Raw genomic sequence first — 18090 nt, forward strand, 5'->3', positions numbered from 1 at the left:
CCTTGCCTCATGCAATGTACATCTAACCCCAGGTAAAATGGCATCAACCCGTTATGTCGACTATTTGTTGCCACTGCTTGTTTAAACGCTTATCCGAGACAGGAAACTGGGTTTTTAATTCCTGCGCAAAAAGCGATACACGAAGTTCTTCTGTCATCCACCGGTAGTCACGCCAACACGTTATCTCTTCGTAGCGCGCATGCCCCATACGCTCCAAATGGTCTTTATGACGCCGCCAATGCCCTTCAAGAGCGGCAATATGCGTTTTGTCTCTTTGCGTATTTTGCGGTGCTTTTTCTAACCGCGCCAGAATAGCACGTAGATAGCGAGGAAAATGTTGCAGCCATTTCCACGGTGTGGACTGTAAAAAACCGGGCAAGAATAACTCACTGAGCTGATAATTGATGTCGCCAAATGTAAACGCCAATACCAGTGCGTTTTTATTCGCTTTCATTTGTTTTTTAATTTCAACCGCTAAGGGTAAAACCTCAATTAGGAGGTTTTCATAGTCTCGAGCGATATCGACAATATGCACCCGCCCTTTCTCAACATACTGTTTAAAAGTGTCTTCATCTCGCACGGTGCTTGGGTCAACCTCTGCAAAGCAAGCACGTGCAACGGTGGCCATAATAATATCGTCTATTACTTGATCTCTATGCCCTAAATTCAGTACCGCTAGACCAATGTCTTTCCCTCTGAGCACTTCTTTACGTAAATACTTTACCGTGGGCGATAAAGATAAACGCGCTAAACGAACGACCCCTTGCCGTGTTTGGCTACGAGCCTCTAAGGGGTTATCGATAACCGAGATGGCAACATTTTCACCTTTATCGACGAGTGAGGGAAACCCTTTAACTTGAACACCCCCACGCGGCATCTGAACCTCCGTTGGAAGTGTGTGGAAATCCCACGTGTTCACGACCTCGCGTTCAACCTTATGGTGAACGGAACTCAACGTTTGCTTCACTTGCTGACGATAACGCTCGCGCAATTTATCGAGGTCACGATCACGGTCGATGATGTCGCCAACCGCATCCACCACTTGAATATTCATACGGTAAAAATAATCGAGATCACTAAGTGCCCAATCAGCCTCGGTGATTTTAACATCCACCAGTTGCTGTAACACTTCACCTAGGTGATCGTGTAATGCTCGCTTACTCGGCTGTAATTTTGCTAACGCTCTATCAACATACTGCGGCACCGGCACTAATTTTTTACGGATAGCTTTTGGTAAGCTTTTTAGCATCGCGATACACTTTTCCCGCAATAACCCTGGCACCAACCACTCTAGCCGCCCTTGGGGCAATACATGTAAGAACTCAACCGGTATACGCACGCTAACGCCATCGTCTAGGTGTCCTGGCTCAAAATGATAATAAAGCGGCAAACTCAAACCATCACATTCCAACAGGCTTGGAAACTGTGCTTCGGTCACATCAGTAGCCGAATGCAGCATTAATTGCTCGCGCTCCAACTTTAAGAGTGCAGGTGCGTCTTCCTCGGCCTTCTTTCGCCAATGTTCAAACCCCGCAAGCGTGGTAATGTCGTCGGGTATAACCGCATCATAGAAATCATAGACAACTTCATCATCGACTAAAATATCACGACGACGCGCCTTGGCTTCAAGTATTTGTACTTCATTTAACAACCACTCGTTGTAGATAAAGAAATGACCACTATTGCTTTCGTTCGCTGTGTTTTTTCTTAACTGTATTTCCTTTTCGAGAAGCTTGCGCAAGGATTTGTGCTTGGCATAACGGCCCTCAACTAGCGCCTGCCGAATAAATAATCGTCTAGACTCTGCCTTATCGATCTTGTTGTACGCTACGCGTTTTTTCTCTACCAGTACGAGACCGAATAGCGTTATACGATCATAGGCCATCACTTGGCCACTTAACGCATCATAAAATGGCTCATGATAATGATGTTTAACTAAATGTGTGCTGTTATCGAGCGCCCAGTTGGGTTCTATCTTCGCCACCATGTGCGCAAATAACTGACTTGTTTCAATATACTCCGCACCCATCAACCATTTCGGTCGTTTTTTATTCTGGGACGACCCTGGAAATATCTGAAACTTTCGGTTTCGGCTGCCCAAGTATTCCGTCACGGCACGCCCTTTGGGTTTATCGCCTTTGGTGCCAGCACTCTTGGTTTCTTCGTTTTTCAAACCTAAATTCGAAAGTAAACCCGTGACCAGCGCGCGATGTATCGACTCGTAACTGGCGGCTTCACTATTTTCAGTAAATTTAAGTGATTTGACTGCTAAACGCAGTTGATGATGTAAGTCGCGCCACTCGCGCACCCGCAAGTAATTAATAAACTCAGACTTACACAGTTTTCGTAACTGATTCTGCGACAGCTCTTGGCGCTGCTCTTCCAGGTAACGCCATAAATTCACCAGAGCACTAAAATCAGAATTTTCATCCCAAAATCGACGGTGTTTTTCATCGGCGGCTTGGCGCTTTTCGTTGGGCCTATCGCGCGGGTCCTGAATACTTAGGCCGCTGATAATAATTAGAATTTCAGTTAAACAGCCCTGTTTTGCCGCAGCTATTACGATACGAGCAAAACGCGGGTCTACCGGCAAGCCTTGTAGTTGTCGACCTAGAGATGTGACATGCCCGCGCTTATCGACGGCTTGCAGCTCTTCGAGCAATGTATAGCCATCATTCACTAACCGGTTTTCAGGTTTTTCTACAAAGGGGAATTTACGCACATCACCAATGCGCAGCTGTAACATTTGCAAAATAACCGCAGCTAAATTGGTTCGCTGAATTTCAGGATCTGTAAACGCTGGGCGGGTATTAAAATCGTCTTCGTCGTACAAACGATAGCAAACCCCTTCTGCCACACGACCACAGCGTCCTTTACGCTGATTTGCACTGGCCTGAGATATAGCCTCAATTGGCAAACGTTGGACTTTCGTTCGTACGCTGTAGCGGCTAATACGCGCACGACCGGGGTCAATAACATACCGAATACCCGGTACAGTAAGCGATGTTTCGGCGACGTTGGTCGCCAATACTACGCGCCGACCCTTATGATTTTGAAAGACGCGGTTTTGCTCCGCTAAACTTAAGCGCGCATAAAGCGGCAATATGTCTAAGTGGGGAAAGCTCGCTGTTTTAATCGCATGAGAGGTTTCTCTAATTTCGCGCTCACCGCTTAGAAACACGAGAATATCGCCACCGTGCTGTCGAGAACATTTTAAGATTTCGTCTACAGCACCCACTATCGCTTCGGTCACATCTTCATAATCTTCATCCCAAGGACGATAGATTGTTTCAACAGGGAATGTTCGACCAGAAACTTCTATTATGGGGGCTTTTTTATTGCCTAATGTGAAGTGTGTAGAAAATTTTTCTAGGTCTATTGTAGCCGAGGTGACAATGACTTTTAGTTCAGGGCGTTTGACTAATAGACCTTTTAAATACCCCAATAGAAAATCAATATTCAAGCTACGCTCGTGTGCTTCATCAATAATGAGCGTGTCATATTTTAATAACAACGGATCTTGCTGTATTTCAGCAAGCAAAATACCGTCTGTCATTAGTTTTATGTAGGTGCTTTCGTCGGAGTGATCCGAAAAACGAACCTGATAGCCAACCTCATTACCTAGGTTCACCGACAATTCTTCAGCTATTCGGCTCGCAACTGTACGGGCAGCAATTCGACGGGGCTGGGTGTGGCCAATCATGCCTTTTATACCCCGCCCCAATTCTAAGCATATTTTCGGAATCTGTGTGGTTTTACCCGAACCTGTCTCCCCAGCAAGAATCACCACTTGATGGTTCTGTATTTGCTCAGCAATTTCGGCTCTTTTAGCCGAAATTGGTAAGGCGTCATCATAGGTAATAGCCGGTAAACCGGCGTGACGAGACTCTACCCTGGAAATGGCTGCCACGAGCCTATCCCGTAGCTCTTGCGTTTTTTTAGTGGCCGGCTGCTGGCCCAGTTGTTGTTTTTCAACGGTTTGCCATAGTCGCTCTAACCGTTGTTTATCGCGTAAGCTCACCTGTTCTAACGCCGCAATAACCAGCTCGCGGGCTAGGGGTTCTTCATTGGAAGAATCACGTTGAGAAAGGTTTAACGAGGAGTTATCAGGTTTTTCGGAAGATATCATTGGCCATGCGCGCTCTAATTTGAGCGCGCATTATACTGAACTAACGGTGCTTACACACCGCTTATAACGGGCTCTGTTCATGGCGCCACATACAGCCTCGCTACGTCTGTCGAAGTTGACCGATGACGGTTTCGAGGTTCAACCTCGTTGCCCTCATTTGCTCAGCCGACTCGGTAACTTCCCCCGCTTGCTCTGCAGTAACATTGGCGATATCAGTAATACCTGTAATATTCTGGGTAATATCTTCTGCAACGTGCGCCTGCTCTTGCGCAGCGGCCGCAATTAGCTGGTTGACGCCGGTTATTTTATCTACCGCGCCACGAATAGCTTTTAGCATTTCCCCCGCCTCGTTGACTCTATTCATACTTTCTTGCGATTGCTCTCCCCCAGTCTCTATCGCCTTCACCGCTTCCTGCGCGCCATTTTGAACGCTTTCAATCATTTGGTGAATTTCTGCCGTAGATTCCTGGGTACGCTGAGCGAGTGTTCGCACCTCGTCGGCCACTACTGCGAAGCCTCTCCCCTGCTCACCTGCGCGCGCGGCTTCGATGGCGGCGTTAAGCGCGAGTAAATTTGTCTGCTCTGCGATGCCGCGAATAACATCTAACACTTTGCCAACCTCGGTCGTGTCGCGCTCTAAGCTAAGAATCACGTCAGTTGTACTGGAGATATGGTCTTTCATGCGGCTCATTGTGGTAATGGCTGAATTCATGACACGTTCACCACTCACGGCGGCCTCATCGGCATCACTTGAAGCAGACGACGCCTCAGCAGCATGCGTTGCGACTTCTTTCGCCGTAGAGGCCATTTCAGTCATTGCGGAAGCAGCATGATCCGTTCTCGCATATTGATCTTGCGTGCCGCGCTGAATGGCTTGTGACACTTGTGATAAGTGTGTATCCGTACGTTCCAGCTCTTGCATAACGATATAAATATCGTCTGTACTCGCCACTAGCTTCTGTCTCAGCCCGTCGATAGAGCGAGCCATTTCACCAAGCTCATCTTCCGACAATCGATCAACCTCAAACTTAAAGTCTCCGTTGGCTAAACGGCGTAGATTTGTGGTCATCATACCTATCGGTTTTGATATTTGTTGATGACCAATCATATGCGCACCAAAGCCCACAATGAGTACGGCGATAAAGACAATTACAATACTGGTGGTAATGGCGCTCGCCACTTGAGATTTCAGTGCACTGGAATGCTCTTGAGCTAAACCTTCCATAATATTGGCGGCCTCTTCCAAGTTTTCGGTGGGCTTGCGGTCAAGCCCTCGCACACTGGAGTCGGCGGTTTTATAATCATGGCCCGAGCTAACGAATGTGCCATAAGCGCTGGTGTACGTTGAGTAGATGGCCCCATGCTCACGCTTAAACTCTTCGACCATTCGCTGCGCGTCTGTGGGCAAATCTTTACGCAAAATTTCGGAGGCAAACGACTGGATTTCGGTTTGTAGCCCCTGAAAACGAGACCAGTACTTATCCAAGTCGTTTTTAGTGTGCCCACGAATAAGCACATTCTTCCACTCTTGTACTTGACGCTTGTAATTCAGTGCTGTGCGATCCATAAGGAAAGAGGCCGTCACCTCTTCCTCAAGCATGGCTCGATAATCATCCGTTTGAACACTGAGAATGGTAAAGGTGATAACGGACACCAATCCCACAATTCCGACACTCACAACGCCAAGTAACATTACTTTGGCCCGCAAACTAAGTTGAAGCATTAGTTACTCCCTGAAGGTTTCTTTCAGGATGAGTATAGGCGAAATAAGGGAATCGTCCGTTTTAGAGATCAATTGTGCGCGGTGAACAATTCTCAGCGAAGAAGGGGAGAACGAGTACATGGAGTTTCGGCGCTCAAATGGCTGATTTGGGCGCCGATTATCAGAGGAAGCGGTTTAATCGCTTAGTCTTTTACGTTGCCGTAAGACATTAGGCGCTCATAACGACGATCGAGCAGGGTGTCTATATTTTCGGATTGTAACTGGTCCAACTGTTCGGATAACCGTTCTTTTAAACGCTCGGCCATGAGGTCCATATCGCGATGAGCGCCACCTAGGGGCTCTTCGATTGTCTCATCAATAATGCCTAAATCTTGTAAAATACTGGATGTAACACCCATTGCTTCAGCGGCAAGAGGAGCTTTTTCAACTGTTTTCCAAATAATATTCGCACACCCTTCTGGCGAGATTACGAAGTAAGTTGAATATTGCAGCATGTTGAGATGATCACCCACGCCAATCGCAAGCGCACCACCAGACGAGCCTTCGCCGATAACAGTACAAATAATCGGTGTACGCAAACGCGACATTACAGCCAAGTTTTGAGCAATGGATTCACTAATACCACGCTCTTCACTATCAATGCCAGGGTAAGCGCCTGGTGTGTCGATAAGGGTTAAGACTGGAAGCTTGAAACGCTCGGCCATTTCCATTAATCGTAGAGCTTTACGGTAACCTTCGGGCTTGGGCATACCGAAGTTACGCATGACTTTATCTTTAACAGAGCGTCCCTTTTCTTCACCGATGACCATTACGGGCTTGCCGTTTAAACGGCCTATACCTGAAATAATGGCTTTGTCGTCACCGAAATGACGATCGCCGTGTAGTTCATCCCAATCATCAAAAATACGCGGGATGTAGTCGGCAGTGTAGGGACGTTGAGGGTGTCGAGCGACTTGAACAATTTGCCATGGTGTAAGATTAGAGTAGATACGCTCTGTTAGCTTAGTGCTTTCTTCACGTAATCGGCCTATCTCTTCGCCAATGTTCAAATCGTTATCTGTTCCGACCAATTGAAGCTCTTCAATTTTGCCTTCGAGAACGGCAATCGGTTGTTCGAAATCGAGATAATTTAAATTCATGGTTACTGTTCGACCTTTGCAGCTAAATTGAGCGGAAAACGTGCAGAAAGCCCTTCTAAACGGGCGGGTCTGTCATTAAAGGTGGGCAAGTTTACCACCTGTTTGCCGTGATCATAAAGTCTAATTGCAGCGGTTTATTAACTATGCGTGTGCCCTAAATCACGCACTGATAAACCCATTATCGATTTCGCTCATTCGTTAATCGGTATTTTAATGGTACACGAGCTCTACATTGCTATGCCCATAGAGTATCCGTAAATCCTCCATTAACTCGTCCGTTGGCGCTACAGACCAACAATCGGCCAGAGTATAGCGTGCACCCAAGCTAGCCTTTTGGTATTCGACCCACAAAGTACACGCACCCTTTCTATGCCCTGCCAATACTTTTTGCAGCTGCTGGGCGTAGTTCAGCGGTAGACTTTCACTGTTAAATGCCAACTTTATTGCCCGTACACAGGCCTGACGAGCATCGGTTAGGTCAGACACTTTGTCTGCTCGCATTTTTAAACCGCCGCTGTAGTCGTCATTGCTAACCTGTCCTTCGACGACCAGCATTGCGTCTTTAACCAGTTTGTCCCTATATTCGTTGTAGGTGTCTGCAAATACAGCGATCTCTAAACGACCGGTTCTATCGTCTAAAGTAATGAACGCCATGGTATCACCACGTTTGGTTTTCATAACCCGAAACGCAACGACTAACCCAGCCACTGTTTGTTTGCCTTTATCCCCTTTTAACTGTGCGATACGGGAGGATACAAAGTTAGACAGTTCTTGCTCGTATTCATCAATAGGGTGACCAGTAAGGTATAGGCCGAGGGTTTCTTTTTCGCCGTTTAGGCGGTCTTTAATACTCCAGCGACGCACACGGTGAAAATCTTGATAAACTGACTTGTTGTCATCGCCACTTGGCACGACCTCTCCGAATAGGTCACTCATCCCAGCACTGGCATTGGCCGATTTTTGTTCTGCAGCTTTAACCGCCTCCGCTATGGCAACATACATAACGGCTCGGTCGTAATCGATATCCAGACCTGGGCCAATTTTGTCGAAAGCGCCACTGCGCACTAAGGCTTCAAGGGCTCGCTTGTTAACTTTACGCCCGTCTACTCGAGCGCAAAAATCAAATAAATCTGTGAACGGGCCATTTGCTCGAGCGTCTATAATATTCTCGACAGGGCCTTCTCCTAAGCCTTTTATCGCGCCTAAACCATAAATAATATTGTCGTCGTCATCGACCGTAAACTGAAATTCTCCATTATTGACGTCCGGCGGCAATAACGGCATTTTCATGTTGCGGCATTCTTCAATGAAGGTCACAACCTTGTCAGTTTTGTCCATATCCGACGACATGGTGGCAGCCATAAAATGTGCAGGGTAATGCGCTTTTAGCCACGCCGTTTGATAAGACACCAAAGCATATGCTGCCGAATGCGATTTGTTAAATCCGTAACCCGCAAACTTCTCAACAAGGTCGAAAATTTTAATCGCTAGCGTTGGATCAATACCCAAACTCTTGGCGCCGTTCTCAAAACTTTCGCGCTGTTTGGCCATTTCCTCTGGCTTCTTTTTACCCATTGCACGACGCAGTAAATCTGCACCACCAAGACTATAACCGGCGAGCACTTGGGCAATTTGCATCACTTGTTCTTGATACACGATAACGCCATAAGTCGGCTCTAAAATTGGCTTAAGGCTGTCATGCTGATAGGTGGCATCGGGGTAAGCCACTTTTGCGCGGCCGTGCTTACGATTAATAAAATCGTCAACCATGCCAGACTGCAAGGGGCCGGGACGAAACAGCGCCACAAGTGCGATCATTTCTTCGAGGGTATCGGGTTGTAACCGCTTAATAAGATCTTTCATGCCGCGTGATTCTAACTGGAATACAGCGGTAGTCTCCGCGCGCTTGAGCATGGCGAATGTCTGGGCGTCGTCGAGCGGTATGGTGGTGATATCCAGCGGCAGCTCACCAAGGGTCTCTCGGCGGCAATCAATCATTTTTATCGCCCAGTCAATAATCGTGAGCGTGCGTAAGCCAAGGAAGTCGAACTTAACAAGGCCCGCATCTTCTACGTCATTTTTGTCAAACTGGGTAACCAAACCGCTACCGGTTTCGTCACAGTATAAGGGTGCAAAATCAACGAGCTTCGTTGGTGCTATCACCACACCACCCGCATGTTTACCAACGTTTCGAGTAACGCCTTCTAGCTGTAAGGCGACATCCCAAATTTCTTGTCCATCACCGTCGTTTTTTAAAAATTCCTGTAAAATGTCTTCTTGTTCATACGCTTTGGTAAGCGTCATACCTACATCAGGAGGAATCATTTTGGAAAGTTTGTCGGCTAAACCGTACGATTTTCCTTGAACACGCGCAACATCTCGCACCACTGCTTTAGCGGCCATAGTACCAAAAGTGATGATCTGAGAAACCGCATCTCTCCCGTAATTGTCAGCCACGTAGCCGATAACTTTGTCACGATCTTCCATACAAAAATCGATATCAAAATCCGGCATCGATACTCGCTCAGGGTTCAAAAACCGCTCGAAAAGGAGATCGTACTGTAAGGGGTCTAGATCGGTAATGTCGAGCACGTAAGCGACCAGGGAACCCGCACCAGAACCACGCCCAGGCCCAACGGGAATTTTATGGTCTTTCGCCCACTGAATAAAATCCATTACGATAAGAAAGTAACCAGGGAAACCCATCTGGATTATGATGTCTAATTCAAATTTCAAACGGTCGAGGTAATCTTGCTTTCGAACGTTGTAGTCGCTAGCCTCTACATCAAGAATTTTTAGAAGACGTTTATCTAGGCCGTCGTAACTAATCTTGGCGAAGTATTCATTTTCTGTTAACCCGTCAGGAATCGGATATTCAGGCAGGTAATACTTGCCGAGCTCAATTTCGAGGTTACAACGTTTTGCGAGTTCTAAGGTATTTTCTAACGCTTCGGGAATATCTGAGAAAAGCTCAGCCATTTCTGACGCCGTTCGAAAATATTGCTGATCACTATATTTTCGTTCACGACGAGGGTCATCCAGCGCCCTACCTTCACCAATGCACACTCGCGCCTCGTGCACTTCATGTTGGGATGAGTCGAGAAAACGAACGTCGTTGGTAGCAACAACCGGACAGCCGACATCTGAGGCGAGGTCGACAGCACGATGTAAGTATAATTCGTCGTGCTCACGCCCTGTACGTTGTAACTCTATATAAAAGGCATCTGGAAAAATCGCCATCCATGCCAATAATTGTGTTTTTGCCTCTTCAAGCTTTCCTGTCACTAACAACTGGCCAATATCACCAAATTTCGCTCCCGAAAGCGCTATAACGCCCGATGAATGTTCTTTTAACCATTCCGGATCGAGATAGGGTTCTCCATGGTATTGACCTTCCTGATAGGAGCGAGAAATCAGTGCGGTTATGTTTTTATAACCTTCGACATTACGCGCAAACAAGGTAATGAGGGGTGGACGAATATCGTCATCGCTACTGTGTAGACGAAAATCGCAACCACATATAGGTTTTACCCCAGCACCTTGTGCCGCTCGGTAAAACTTCAATAAACCAAAAAAATTATGTAAATCACTTATGCCACACGCCGGCATCCCTTCGCTGACCACCCGTGCCAAAAGCGGTTTCACGCGAACAATACTGTCGACTAATGAAAATTCCGTGCGAACACGTAAATGTACAAATTTTACACTCATAAAATAGGAAGACTTAGCTATAGAGGGAGGGCCTGCAATATTACTACAAAGCATCGAACTAAAACGCTCTAGTGACCGTTAACTTTGCGTGGCGTCACGTCATTCAACGCCAATTATTACCGGTAAGACTAGTACCTCGTGACCATAAATGCTTCTGAAAGTTACCTGAAAGAGGGAAAAGCAGTCTATTACCACCCCTTAATCTCCAAGCATGCTACGAAAAAAATAGAAGCCCAATGTAAAAAAGCGCATCTTGCGATGCGCTTCGTGAGTGTTAATATTCAACCCTTGGGTCGCTATTTCAATCGTTTACATACGATAGGTCACACCTAATACCAATCGTCGCTCTTGGTTGACATACTGAGACGGTAGCTGTTTCCATCCCATGTACGCATTTTGATCTTCTTCTGTTAAGTTGATACCTTCAACCGTAACCGATAGATTATCTAATACGTTGTACGTCAATTGCGCGTCCCACTGACCATAGGCATCAAATTTCTCAGTCAGAGTGTAGGGCGAATTCGCAACACCACTATTGGCTCTATCAGGCGAAACAAAGTCATCACGCCAAGAATAGGCAAGACGTGCACTCATCATTTCTGTTTCATAGAAAGCCATTAGGTTGTATGCGTTCTCAGAGACTCCAGGTAAGCCGTAGTTCTGATCGGAATCAGTTGAGGATGTCGTATTTGAGGCCGAATAGGTGTAGTTAAACGACGCGCCAAACCCATTATCCCAGGCTTGCTGAATCTGGAGTTCCATTCCGTTTACACTGCCGCCGTCACCGTTTACAGGCTTGGTTACGGGTGCCGTACTGGTACCATCGTCACTCATGGGGTTACCGTCGGCTTCTGTGTGATCGACACTACCGCCTTCGATAAATGAGTCAATTGATTTGAAGAAAAGCCCACCGGATAACATACCGAGCTCGCCAAAATACCATTCGTACATTACATCAACTTGCTTGGCTCGGAAGGGGTCTAATGTTGGGTTACCATCACTTCCCCCAATGAACTGGTAGAACGTTGAGCCAGACTCATCGTTTCGTGTGAAGTTCTTCGAGAAACCTTTACCGAGATCTTGCAAGCTTGGCCGTGCAATAACTTTTGCAGCAGTTACACGCAATTTAGTATCGTCGGTGAGATCCAAGTTGTAGTTCAGACTTGGTAGAACATCCCAGTAAGTTGTTGTTTCCGTCGACGTACCCCAATCCAATAATACACCTTGGCTATTCCAGCCGTCTGATGCTATAGACCACGTAGTCGCTTCGGGGTTGTCAACGGTCGCCTTCGTCACTGAGACAGTTGTACCTACCACCCGTACACCCATGTTTAAGGTATAGGGAATATCAACGCCTTCAAAATCGAATTCAGAGTAAAACGCGTCCGTGACTTGTTCCACTTTCCAAGATTCGAAAGGCACTTGGAACCAGCTCCCTGGGGTGTTTGGCGTTAAACTCGCACGCCAGGCCTCTACACCTGAGGTAATTTGTGATGCATCGCTTACGACTAGGTCCCGTGTGTTATAGGCTCCACTTGAGTAGAAGTCCGAAACAACGGTCGACCGGCCAGGATTCTCAGCATATGTTTCCCACGGTAAGTAGCCCGGTGAGTTTCTCCAGCGCTCCCAATCGATATCAGTATCAATACCATACAGCGAAACAGACATTGGACGAGCAAGATATACAACTTCGTCGTCCTCATCCAAGGCGTACGCTTTGCCGCCAGGATCTGCAGCAAACCAATTAGGTGCAGCAGCTTCAAAAGCAGCAACCACCGCGGGATCAGTTACATCACCATCAGCGTCGGTTATATAGAGTCGCTCAAGTAGATCAAAAGACTTGGAGCCAATCGCGGCATCCATAAAGTACCCATAAGGCCCGAAAGTTTGGTTATCATCAAAACCATCGCCATTGATATCGCATGTTCTGCCGGCAGGTAACCCGCCGTTGCCGCATAGATCGTAATAAACGGCTTCGCGAATACCGACATTATTCATATTTTCGCCTGGCGCAACATTGGGGTTGAATGTTGTTGCGGAAGCAATTGATCCGTCTGAGTTGTACAACGTAGGGCTCATAGCGCCTTCTGTCTGGCTGTAATCAGACATATAACGCAACTCATCAAATTCAGTTGTTTCATTAGCGTGACGGAAACCAAATTTCATTGTCTTTAAACGGTTACCATCTATATCGATCTCAACATCGCCACGTACCGCAATATTGTCAACCTTAGCCGTCGATCCCAACGCCCAATGGGACTTATACAACAGCCCATTAACGTCCGATAAGGATTGAGTGTCCTCGAAACCAATTACCGGCATACCACCCGATGAAGAGTCATAGAAGAATACGGAGTTTACTGGAGCAGAAGGGTTACCTGCAGGGCTTGGTCCCCAACCTGTTGGGGTGCCTCCGGCATCCCCATCGGTGCCTACCCAGCGAGTCATCCGATATTGATCGAAACGAGTATCCGCATAGCCTGCGCGCTGATCAACCTCTGAAGTAGCATAGGTAATATCGCCCGATAGCGTAACCCGATCATTAGGCGTTGCATTAATTTTAAATACAAAGTTATCAGAAGTGCTTTCAAATACTTCGCCCGCAGAATTCGTTTCACCTTCGCCCATGGAAACTCGGGCACCAGTGAGAATATTGAAGTCTTGGCCAACATCAAGCAATGTTGCGTCAACAACCTCGTCTCGATCATTTAGGTTGTCATTGTTATCCCGAAACGTGTGCTTTACGGTATAGCTTTCGGCAGTAATATTTAAGTCAGAGTGAAACCAATCGAAACCAAGTGTAACGGAATCGCTAACATTCCACGCCAAGTTTAACGAAGCCCCTACACGCTCACGCTCCATTTGGTGGTCAGAAATATAGGCTAAAGCCGGTGCGACGTAATTCTCCCCAGCATTGCTAGACATAATCGGCAACGTAACTTCTTCGCCGTCACCATCAGTAGTCGTATAAGTCGACGGCATAGTTATCATGCGAACACCACGTGTATTCGCATCGTAAACATCTGTCGCAACTGTTTTTTGGTTAGCCGTTAACGAAACTATAGCGGCGAAATCATCCCACGCCTTGCCGGCAACAATAAAACCTGATGGGCTTACTTCACTCGAGGTGGAACCTTGATCAAGCTTGAGATTAGCTGCGAATAAGGTGTCTTTCAACATTAAAGGATCGCGCGTTTTTAAATTGACTACGCCCCCCATACCACCTTCGATAATTGATGCAGTAGGCGATTTATAGACTTCTAACCCGCCCAATAGCTCTGAAGGAATCCCCTCCAAAGAACCACCATATTCCGTTTTTGCTTCTCCGATTTGGAAGTACTCCATTCCGGATACAAAACCATTCCCATTCAATAAGGTTACGTTTTGACTTAAACCACGGATACGCACCTTGGTGCCTTCACCATCACGCCGATCGATTTGTACGCCGGGTAATCGTTGCAGAGATTCCGCGACGTTTTGATCAGGCATTTTACCAATATCGTCAGCGGTAATGGCTTCTACAATTTGATTGGACTCACGCTTAATATCAATAGACCGTTCCAACGAACTCCTAATCCCACGAACGATCAATTCTTCCTCCATCGGGTCATCTTGCGCGACGACCAAACCCGCTGACGCAAGTAAACACGAAGAGATACTCGTGACGAGCAATTTCTTCTTAAAATTAGCTGGATAAGCTCCCATTATTTTCTCCTTAGCACATTAGATATTATTGTTTTAAATAGCGAAGATCATGCGGCAACTAAACAGAGCAATAAGCCTGCACCCAAAAAACCAAATCATGCATATAAATTTAGCCAAGAAAATATTAGCTAAGCCATACTGCCAACCAAACAATACAGCATATTTATCGATTTAGTCGCAAGCCAATATATAACCTTATTAACAGCACTATTTTTATCGTTTATAAGGCTTTACTGAGAGCTCTAGTTAATCTTTTTCAGAATTCTATTTAAATACAATTAAACATCCCCACACAAATACATTTACCGTATCAATAAAGGCGCTCACATAAAAATATCGTATAGACTAGAAATATAAAAATCGAGTCGGCGGAATTGTTTCGGATCAACCAGAAAGAATAGCGCCTCTAATGTCGAGCTATAGCATAATAAACCACGCTTCGAGCGCTAAAGAAAACGAAGAGATAAAGGCTAAAATAAGTATGGCCACTACCTAAATCGTAGAAGAATTAAAGGTATAACAGAATAAGATCTAAGAGAGAGTAAAACGGCCATAAAAGAGAGGCGGAATTAGCAACGACTATTAATCATCAATAGGAATAAGTTGACGAGCATCAAGAAAGTAGAATTATTTTGATTGTAATAAGCAGGTTTATTTTTTCTCATACAGTTTTACTCAGGATTTACTCCAACTACCGCAATCTCAATAAACGATGTAGCGTTATCGGTTCGCGTTTCGCCAAAAAACTTGAACCTCCAAAGACACTTTTACTCACGACAATAATTAAAGCAACGGGCACGGCTCATTAACAGTACCAAAAGAATACAATACACATTATAAAATGCGGGCAAACCCATCTAGACAAAACAATAACTCACACAAATAGAGCGCTGTTTTTTACCAGAGCGACGCGTAACACTGCTCACCGTAAAAATATGAGTCTATACGGGACCAAAAACTGAACGTGCCACACCAAAATACTTCAACCCTTCGGGCCACACTATCGAACACGGCAATCAGGGCCGTTCGGGGCGTATAAACCCAACTAGCCCGTACATAAAACCATCAAGGCCGGCGCCGGCGCCCCGTACTACCGTTTTTACCGCCCACAGCAAAAACCCAACCAGTTTCCTGATTGGGTTTTTCTAAATTAAAGCCTGACGATGACCTACTCTCACATGGCGAAGCGCCACACTACCATCGGCGATACATCGTTTCACGTCTGAGTTCGGGATGGGATCAGGTGGTTCCAATGCTCTATTGTCGTCAGGCAAACTGGTGTCACTTTAACCCTATACAGCGGTTAACTACTGGCGATCTCTCGATCACTTTGGGAAATTGGACAATACAATTTCAGTGAAATAAGGGGAAAAGAAAGAAATGCCTACAAGGATGCAGGTACATCGTGTTTTGTTTGCTACAAAACCGATGATGTAAAACATGACACTTAAGCTTTAAGTGCTTATCCAAAAATGTTGCTGAACAGCATTCGATAATCTGTAAATAACTCAATTATCGTCTCAAATTGTAACTACCAACGGTGTCGTTAAACACGGTTAGCTTTAGTCAACTTAACTTATTCACAAAGCCTCGGCTCTGTACATCGCTGTACGTCGCTCAGTTGTCTCTGTTATATGGTCAAGCCTCACGGGCAATTAGTATTGGTTAGCTCAACGCCTCGCAGCGCTTCCACACCCAACCTATCAACGTCGTAGTCTTCAACGGCCCTTTAGGGGATTAAATCCCAGGGAAATCTAATCTTGAAGGAGGCTTCCCGCTTAGATGCTTTCAGCGGTTATCCCGTCCGAACGTAGCTACCGGGCAATGCCATTGGCATGACAACCCGAACACCAGGGGTTCGTTCACTCCGGTCCTCTCGTACTAGGAGCAACTCTTCTCAAATTTCCAACGCCCACGGCAGATAGGGACCGAACTGTCTCACGACGTTCTAAACCCAGCTCGCGTACCACTTTAAATGGCGAACAGCCATACCCTTGGGACCGGCTTCAGCCCCAGGATGTGATGAGCCGACATCGAGGTGCCAAACACCGCCGTCGATGTGAACTCTTGGGCGGTATCAGCCTGTTATCCCCGGAGTACCTTTTATCCGTTGAGCGATGGCCCTTCCATACAGAACCACCGGATCACTATGACCTACTTTCGTACCTGCTCGACGTGTCAGTCTCGCAGTCAAGCTGGCTTGTGCCATTACACTAACCTCATGATTTCCGACCATGATTAGCCAACCTTCGTGCTCCTCCGTTACTCTTTGGGAGGAGACCGCCCCAGTCAAACTACCCACCATACACTGTCCCCAATCCCGATAAGGGACCTAGGTTAGAACCTCAAACATATCAGGCTGGTATTTCAAGGTTGGCTCCACATAGACTAGCGTCTACGCTTCAAAGCCTCCCAGCTATCCTACACAAATAGGTTCAAAGTTCAGTGTAAAGCTGTAGTAAAGGTTCACGGGGTCTTTCCGTCTAGCCGCGGGTATACGGCATCTTAACCGCAATTTCAATTTCACTGAGTCTCGGGTGGAGACAGCGTGGCCATCGTTACGCCATTCGTGCAGGTCGGAACTTACCCGACAAGGAATTTCGCTACCTTAGGACCGTTATAGTTACGGCCGCCGTTTACCGGGGCTTCGATCAAGAGCTTCTCCGAAGATAACCCCATCAATTAACCTTCCGGCACCGGGCAGGCGTCACACCGTATACGTCCACTTACGTGTTTGCACAGTGCTATGTTTTTAATAAACAGTCGCAGCCACCTGGTTACTTCGACCGCCAATAGCTTAGGGAGCAAGTCCCATCACCATCAGCGGCGCACCTTCTCCCGAAGTTACGGTGCTATTTTGCCTAGTTCCTTCACCCGAGTTCTCTCAAGCGCCTTGGTATTCTCTACCTGATCACCTGTGTCGGTTTACAGTACGGTCGTCTGTTACCTGAAGCTTAGAAGATTTTCTTGGAAGTATGGCATCAATCACTTCACTCCATAAAGGAGCTCGTCATCAGTTCTCAGCCTTCCCATTAAAGGGTATGGTCCGGATTTACCTAAACCATAAGCCTACTACCTTAAACATGGACTACCAACGCCATGCCGATCTAGCCTTCTCCGTCTCTCCATCGCAGTAACAGCCGGTGCACGAATATTAACGCGCTTCCCATCGACTACGCATTTCTGCCTCGCCTTAGGGGCCGACTAACCCTGTCCCGATTAGCGTTGGACAGGAAACCTTGATCTTCCGGCGGGGGAGTTTTTCACTCCCCTTGTCGTTACTCATGTCAGCATTCGCACTTCTGATACCTCCAGCAAGCTTTACAACTCACCTTCGCAGGCTTACAGAACGCTCCCTTACCATGCCCTAAGGCATCCGCAGCTTCGGTTATCAGTTTGAGCCCCGTTAAATCTTCCGCGCAGGCCGACTCGACTAGTGAGCTATTACGCTTTCTTTAAAGGATGGCTGCTTCTAAGCCAACCTCCTAGCTGTCTAAGCCTTCCCACATCGTTTCCCACTTAACTGATATTGGGGACCTTAGCTGGCGGTCTGGGTTGTTGCCCTCTTGACAACGGACGTTAGCACCCGCTGTCTGTCTGCCGTGATTGTACTCCTCGGTATTCGGAGTTTGCATGGGGTTGGTAAGTCGGGATGACCCCCTAGCCCAAACAGTGCTCTACCC

5 protein-coding genes and 2 rRNA genes (1 of these 7 cut by a window edge) are annotated in these 18090 nt (G+C 46.7%); all 7 read right to left on the reverse strand.

Going from position 1 to position 18090, the window contains the following annotated elements; translation table 11 throughout:
* Positions 1-43: 43 nt before the first annotated feature.
* On the reverse strand, positions 44-4129 hold the full coding sequence (hrpA, locus tag H5647_RS18870) for an ATP-dependent RNA helicase HrpA (protein WP_045860589.1): 4086 nt from the start codon (positions 4127-4129) through the stop codon (positions 44-46).
* Between the two features lie 100 nt (positions 4130-4229).
* The gene (locus H5647_RS18875; protein WP_045860590.1) at positions 4230-5852 is read right to left on the reverse strand and encodes a methyl-accepting chemotaxis protein; all 1623 of its coding nucleotides are present in this window, start codon (positions 5850-5852) and stop codon (positions 4230-4232) included.
* Positions 5853-6034: 182 nt separating this feature from the next.
* Positions 6035-6991 carry an acetyl-CoA carboxylase carboxyl transferase subunit alpha gene (gene accA, locus H5647_RS18880; RefSeq protein WP_045860591.1) on the reverse strand — a complete coding sequence of 319 codons (957 nt, stop codon included), beginning with the start codon at positions 6989-6991 and terminating at the stop codon, positions 6035-6037.
* A 210-nt stretch (positions 6992-7201) separates the two neighbouring features.
* Positions 7202-10702 carry a DNA polymerase III subunit alpha gene (gene dnaE, locus H5647_RS18885; protein WP_045861550.1) on the reverse strand — a complete coding sequence of 1167 codons (3501 nt, stop codon included), beginning with the start codon at positions 10700-10702 and terminating at the stop codon, positions 7202-7204.
* Positions 10703-11011: 309 nt separating this feature from the next.
* On the reverse strand, positions 11012-14407 hold the full coding sequence (locus H5647_RS18890; protein WP_052692207.1) for a TonB-dependent receptor domain-containing protein: 3396 nt from the start codon (positions 14405-14407) through the stop codon (positions 11012-11014).
* 1155 nt (positions 14408-15562) lie between these two features.
* Positions 15563-15678: ribosomal RNA gene (gene rrf, locus H5647_RS18895) — 5S ribosomal RNA — on the reverse strand.
* 363 nt (positions 15679-16041) lie between these two features.
* Positions 16042-18090: ribosomal RNA gene (locus H5647_RS18900) — 23S ribosomal RNA — on the reverse strand (it continues 833 nt past the right edge of the window).

Source organism: Teredinibacter purpureus (assembly GCF_014217335.1).
Taxonomy (GTDB): Bacteria; Pseudomonadota; Gammaproteobacteria; order Pseudomonadales; family Cellvibrionaceae; genus Teredinibacter; species Teredinibacter purpureus.

Excerpts from the sequence above, each read along its gene's own strand:
- hrpA (WP_045860589.1), bottom strand. The coding sequence starts at position 4,129 with ATGATATCTTCCGAAAAACCTGATAACTCCTCGTTAAACCTTTCTCAA.
- H5647_RS18875 (WP_045860590.1), bottom strand. The coding sequence starts at position 5,852 with ATGCTTCAACTTAGTTTGCGGGCCAAAGTAATGTTACTTGGCGTTGTG.
- accA (WP_045860591.1), bottom strand. The coding sequence starts at position 6,991 with ATGAATTTAAATTATCTCGATTTCGAACAACCGATTGCCGTTCTCGAA.
- dnaE (WP_045861550.1), bottom strand. The coding sequence starts at position 10,702 with ATGAGTGTAAAATTTGTACATTTACGTGTTCGCACGGAATTTTCATTA.
- H5647_RS18890 (WP_052692207.1), bottom strand. The coding sequence starts at position 14,407 with ATGGGAGCTTATCCAGCTAATTTTAAGAAGAAATTGCTCGTCACGAGT.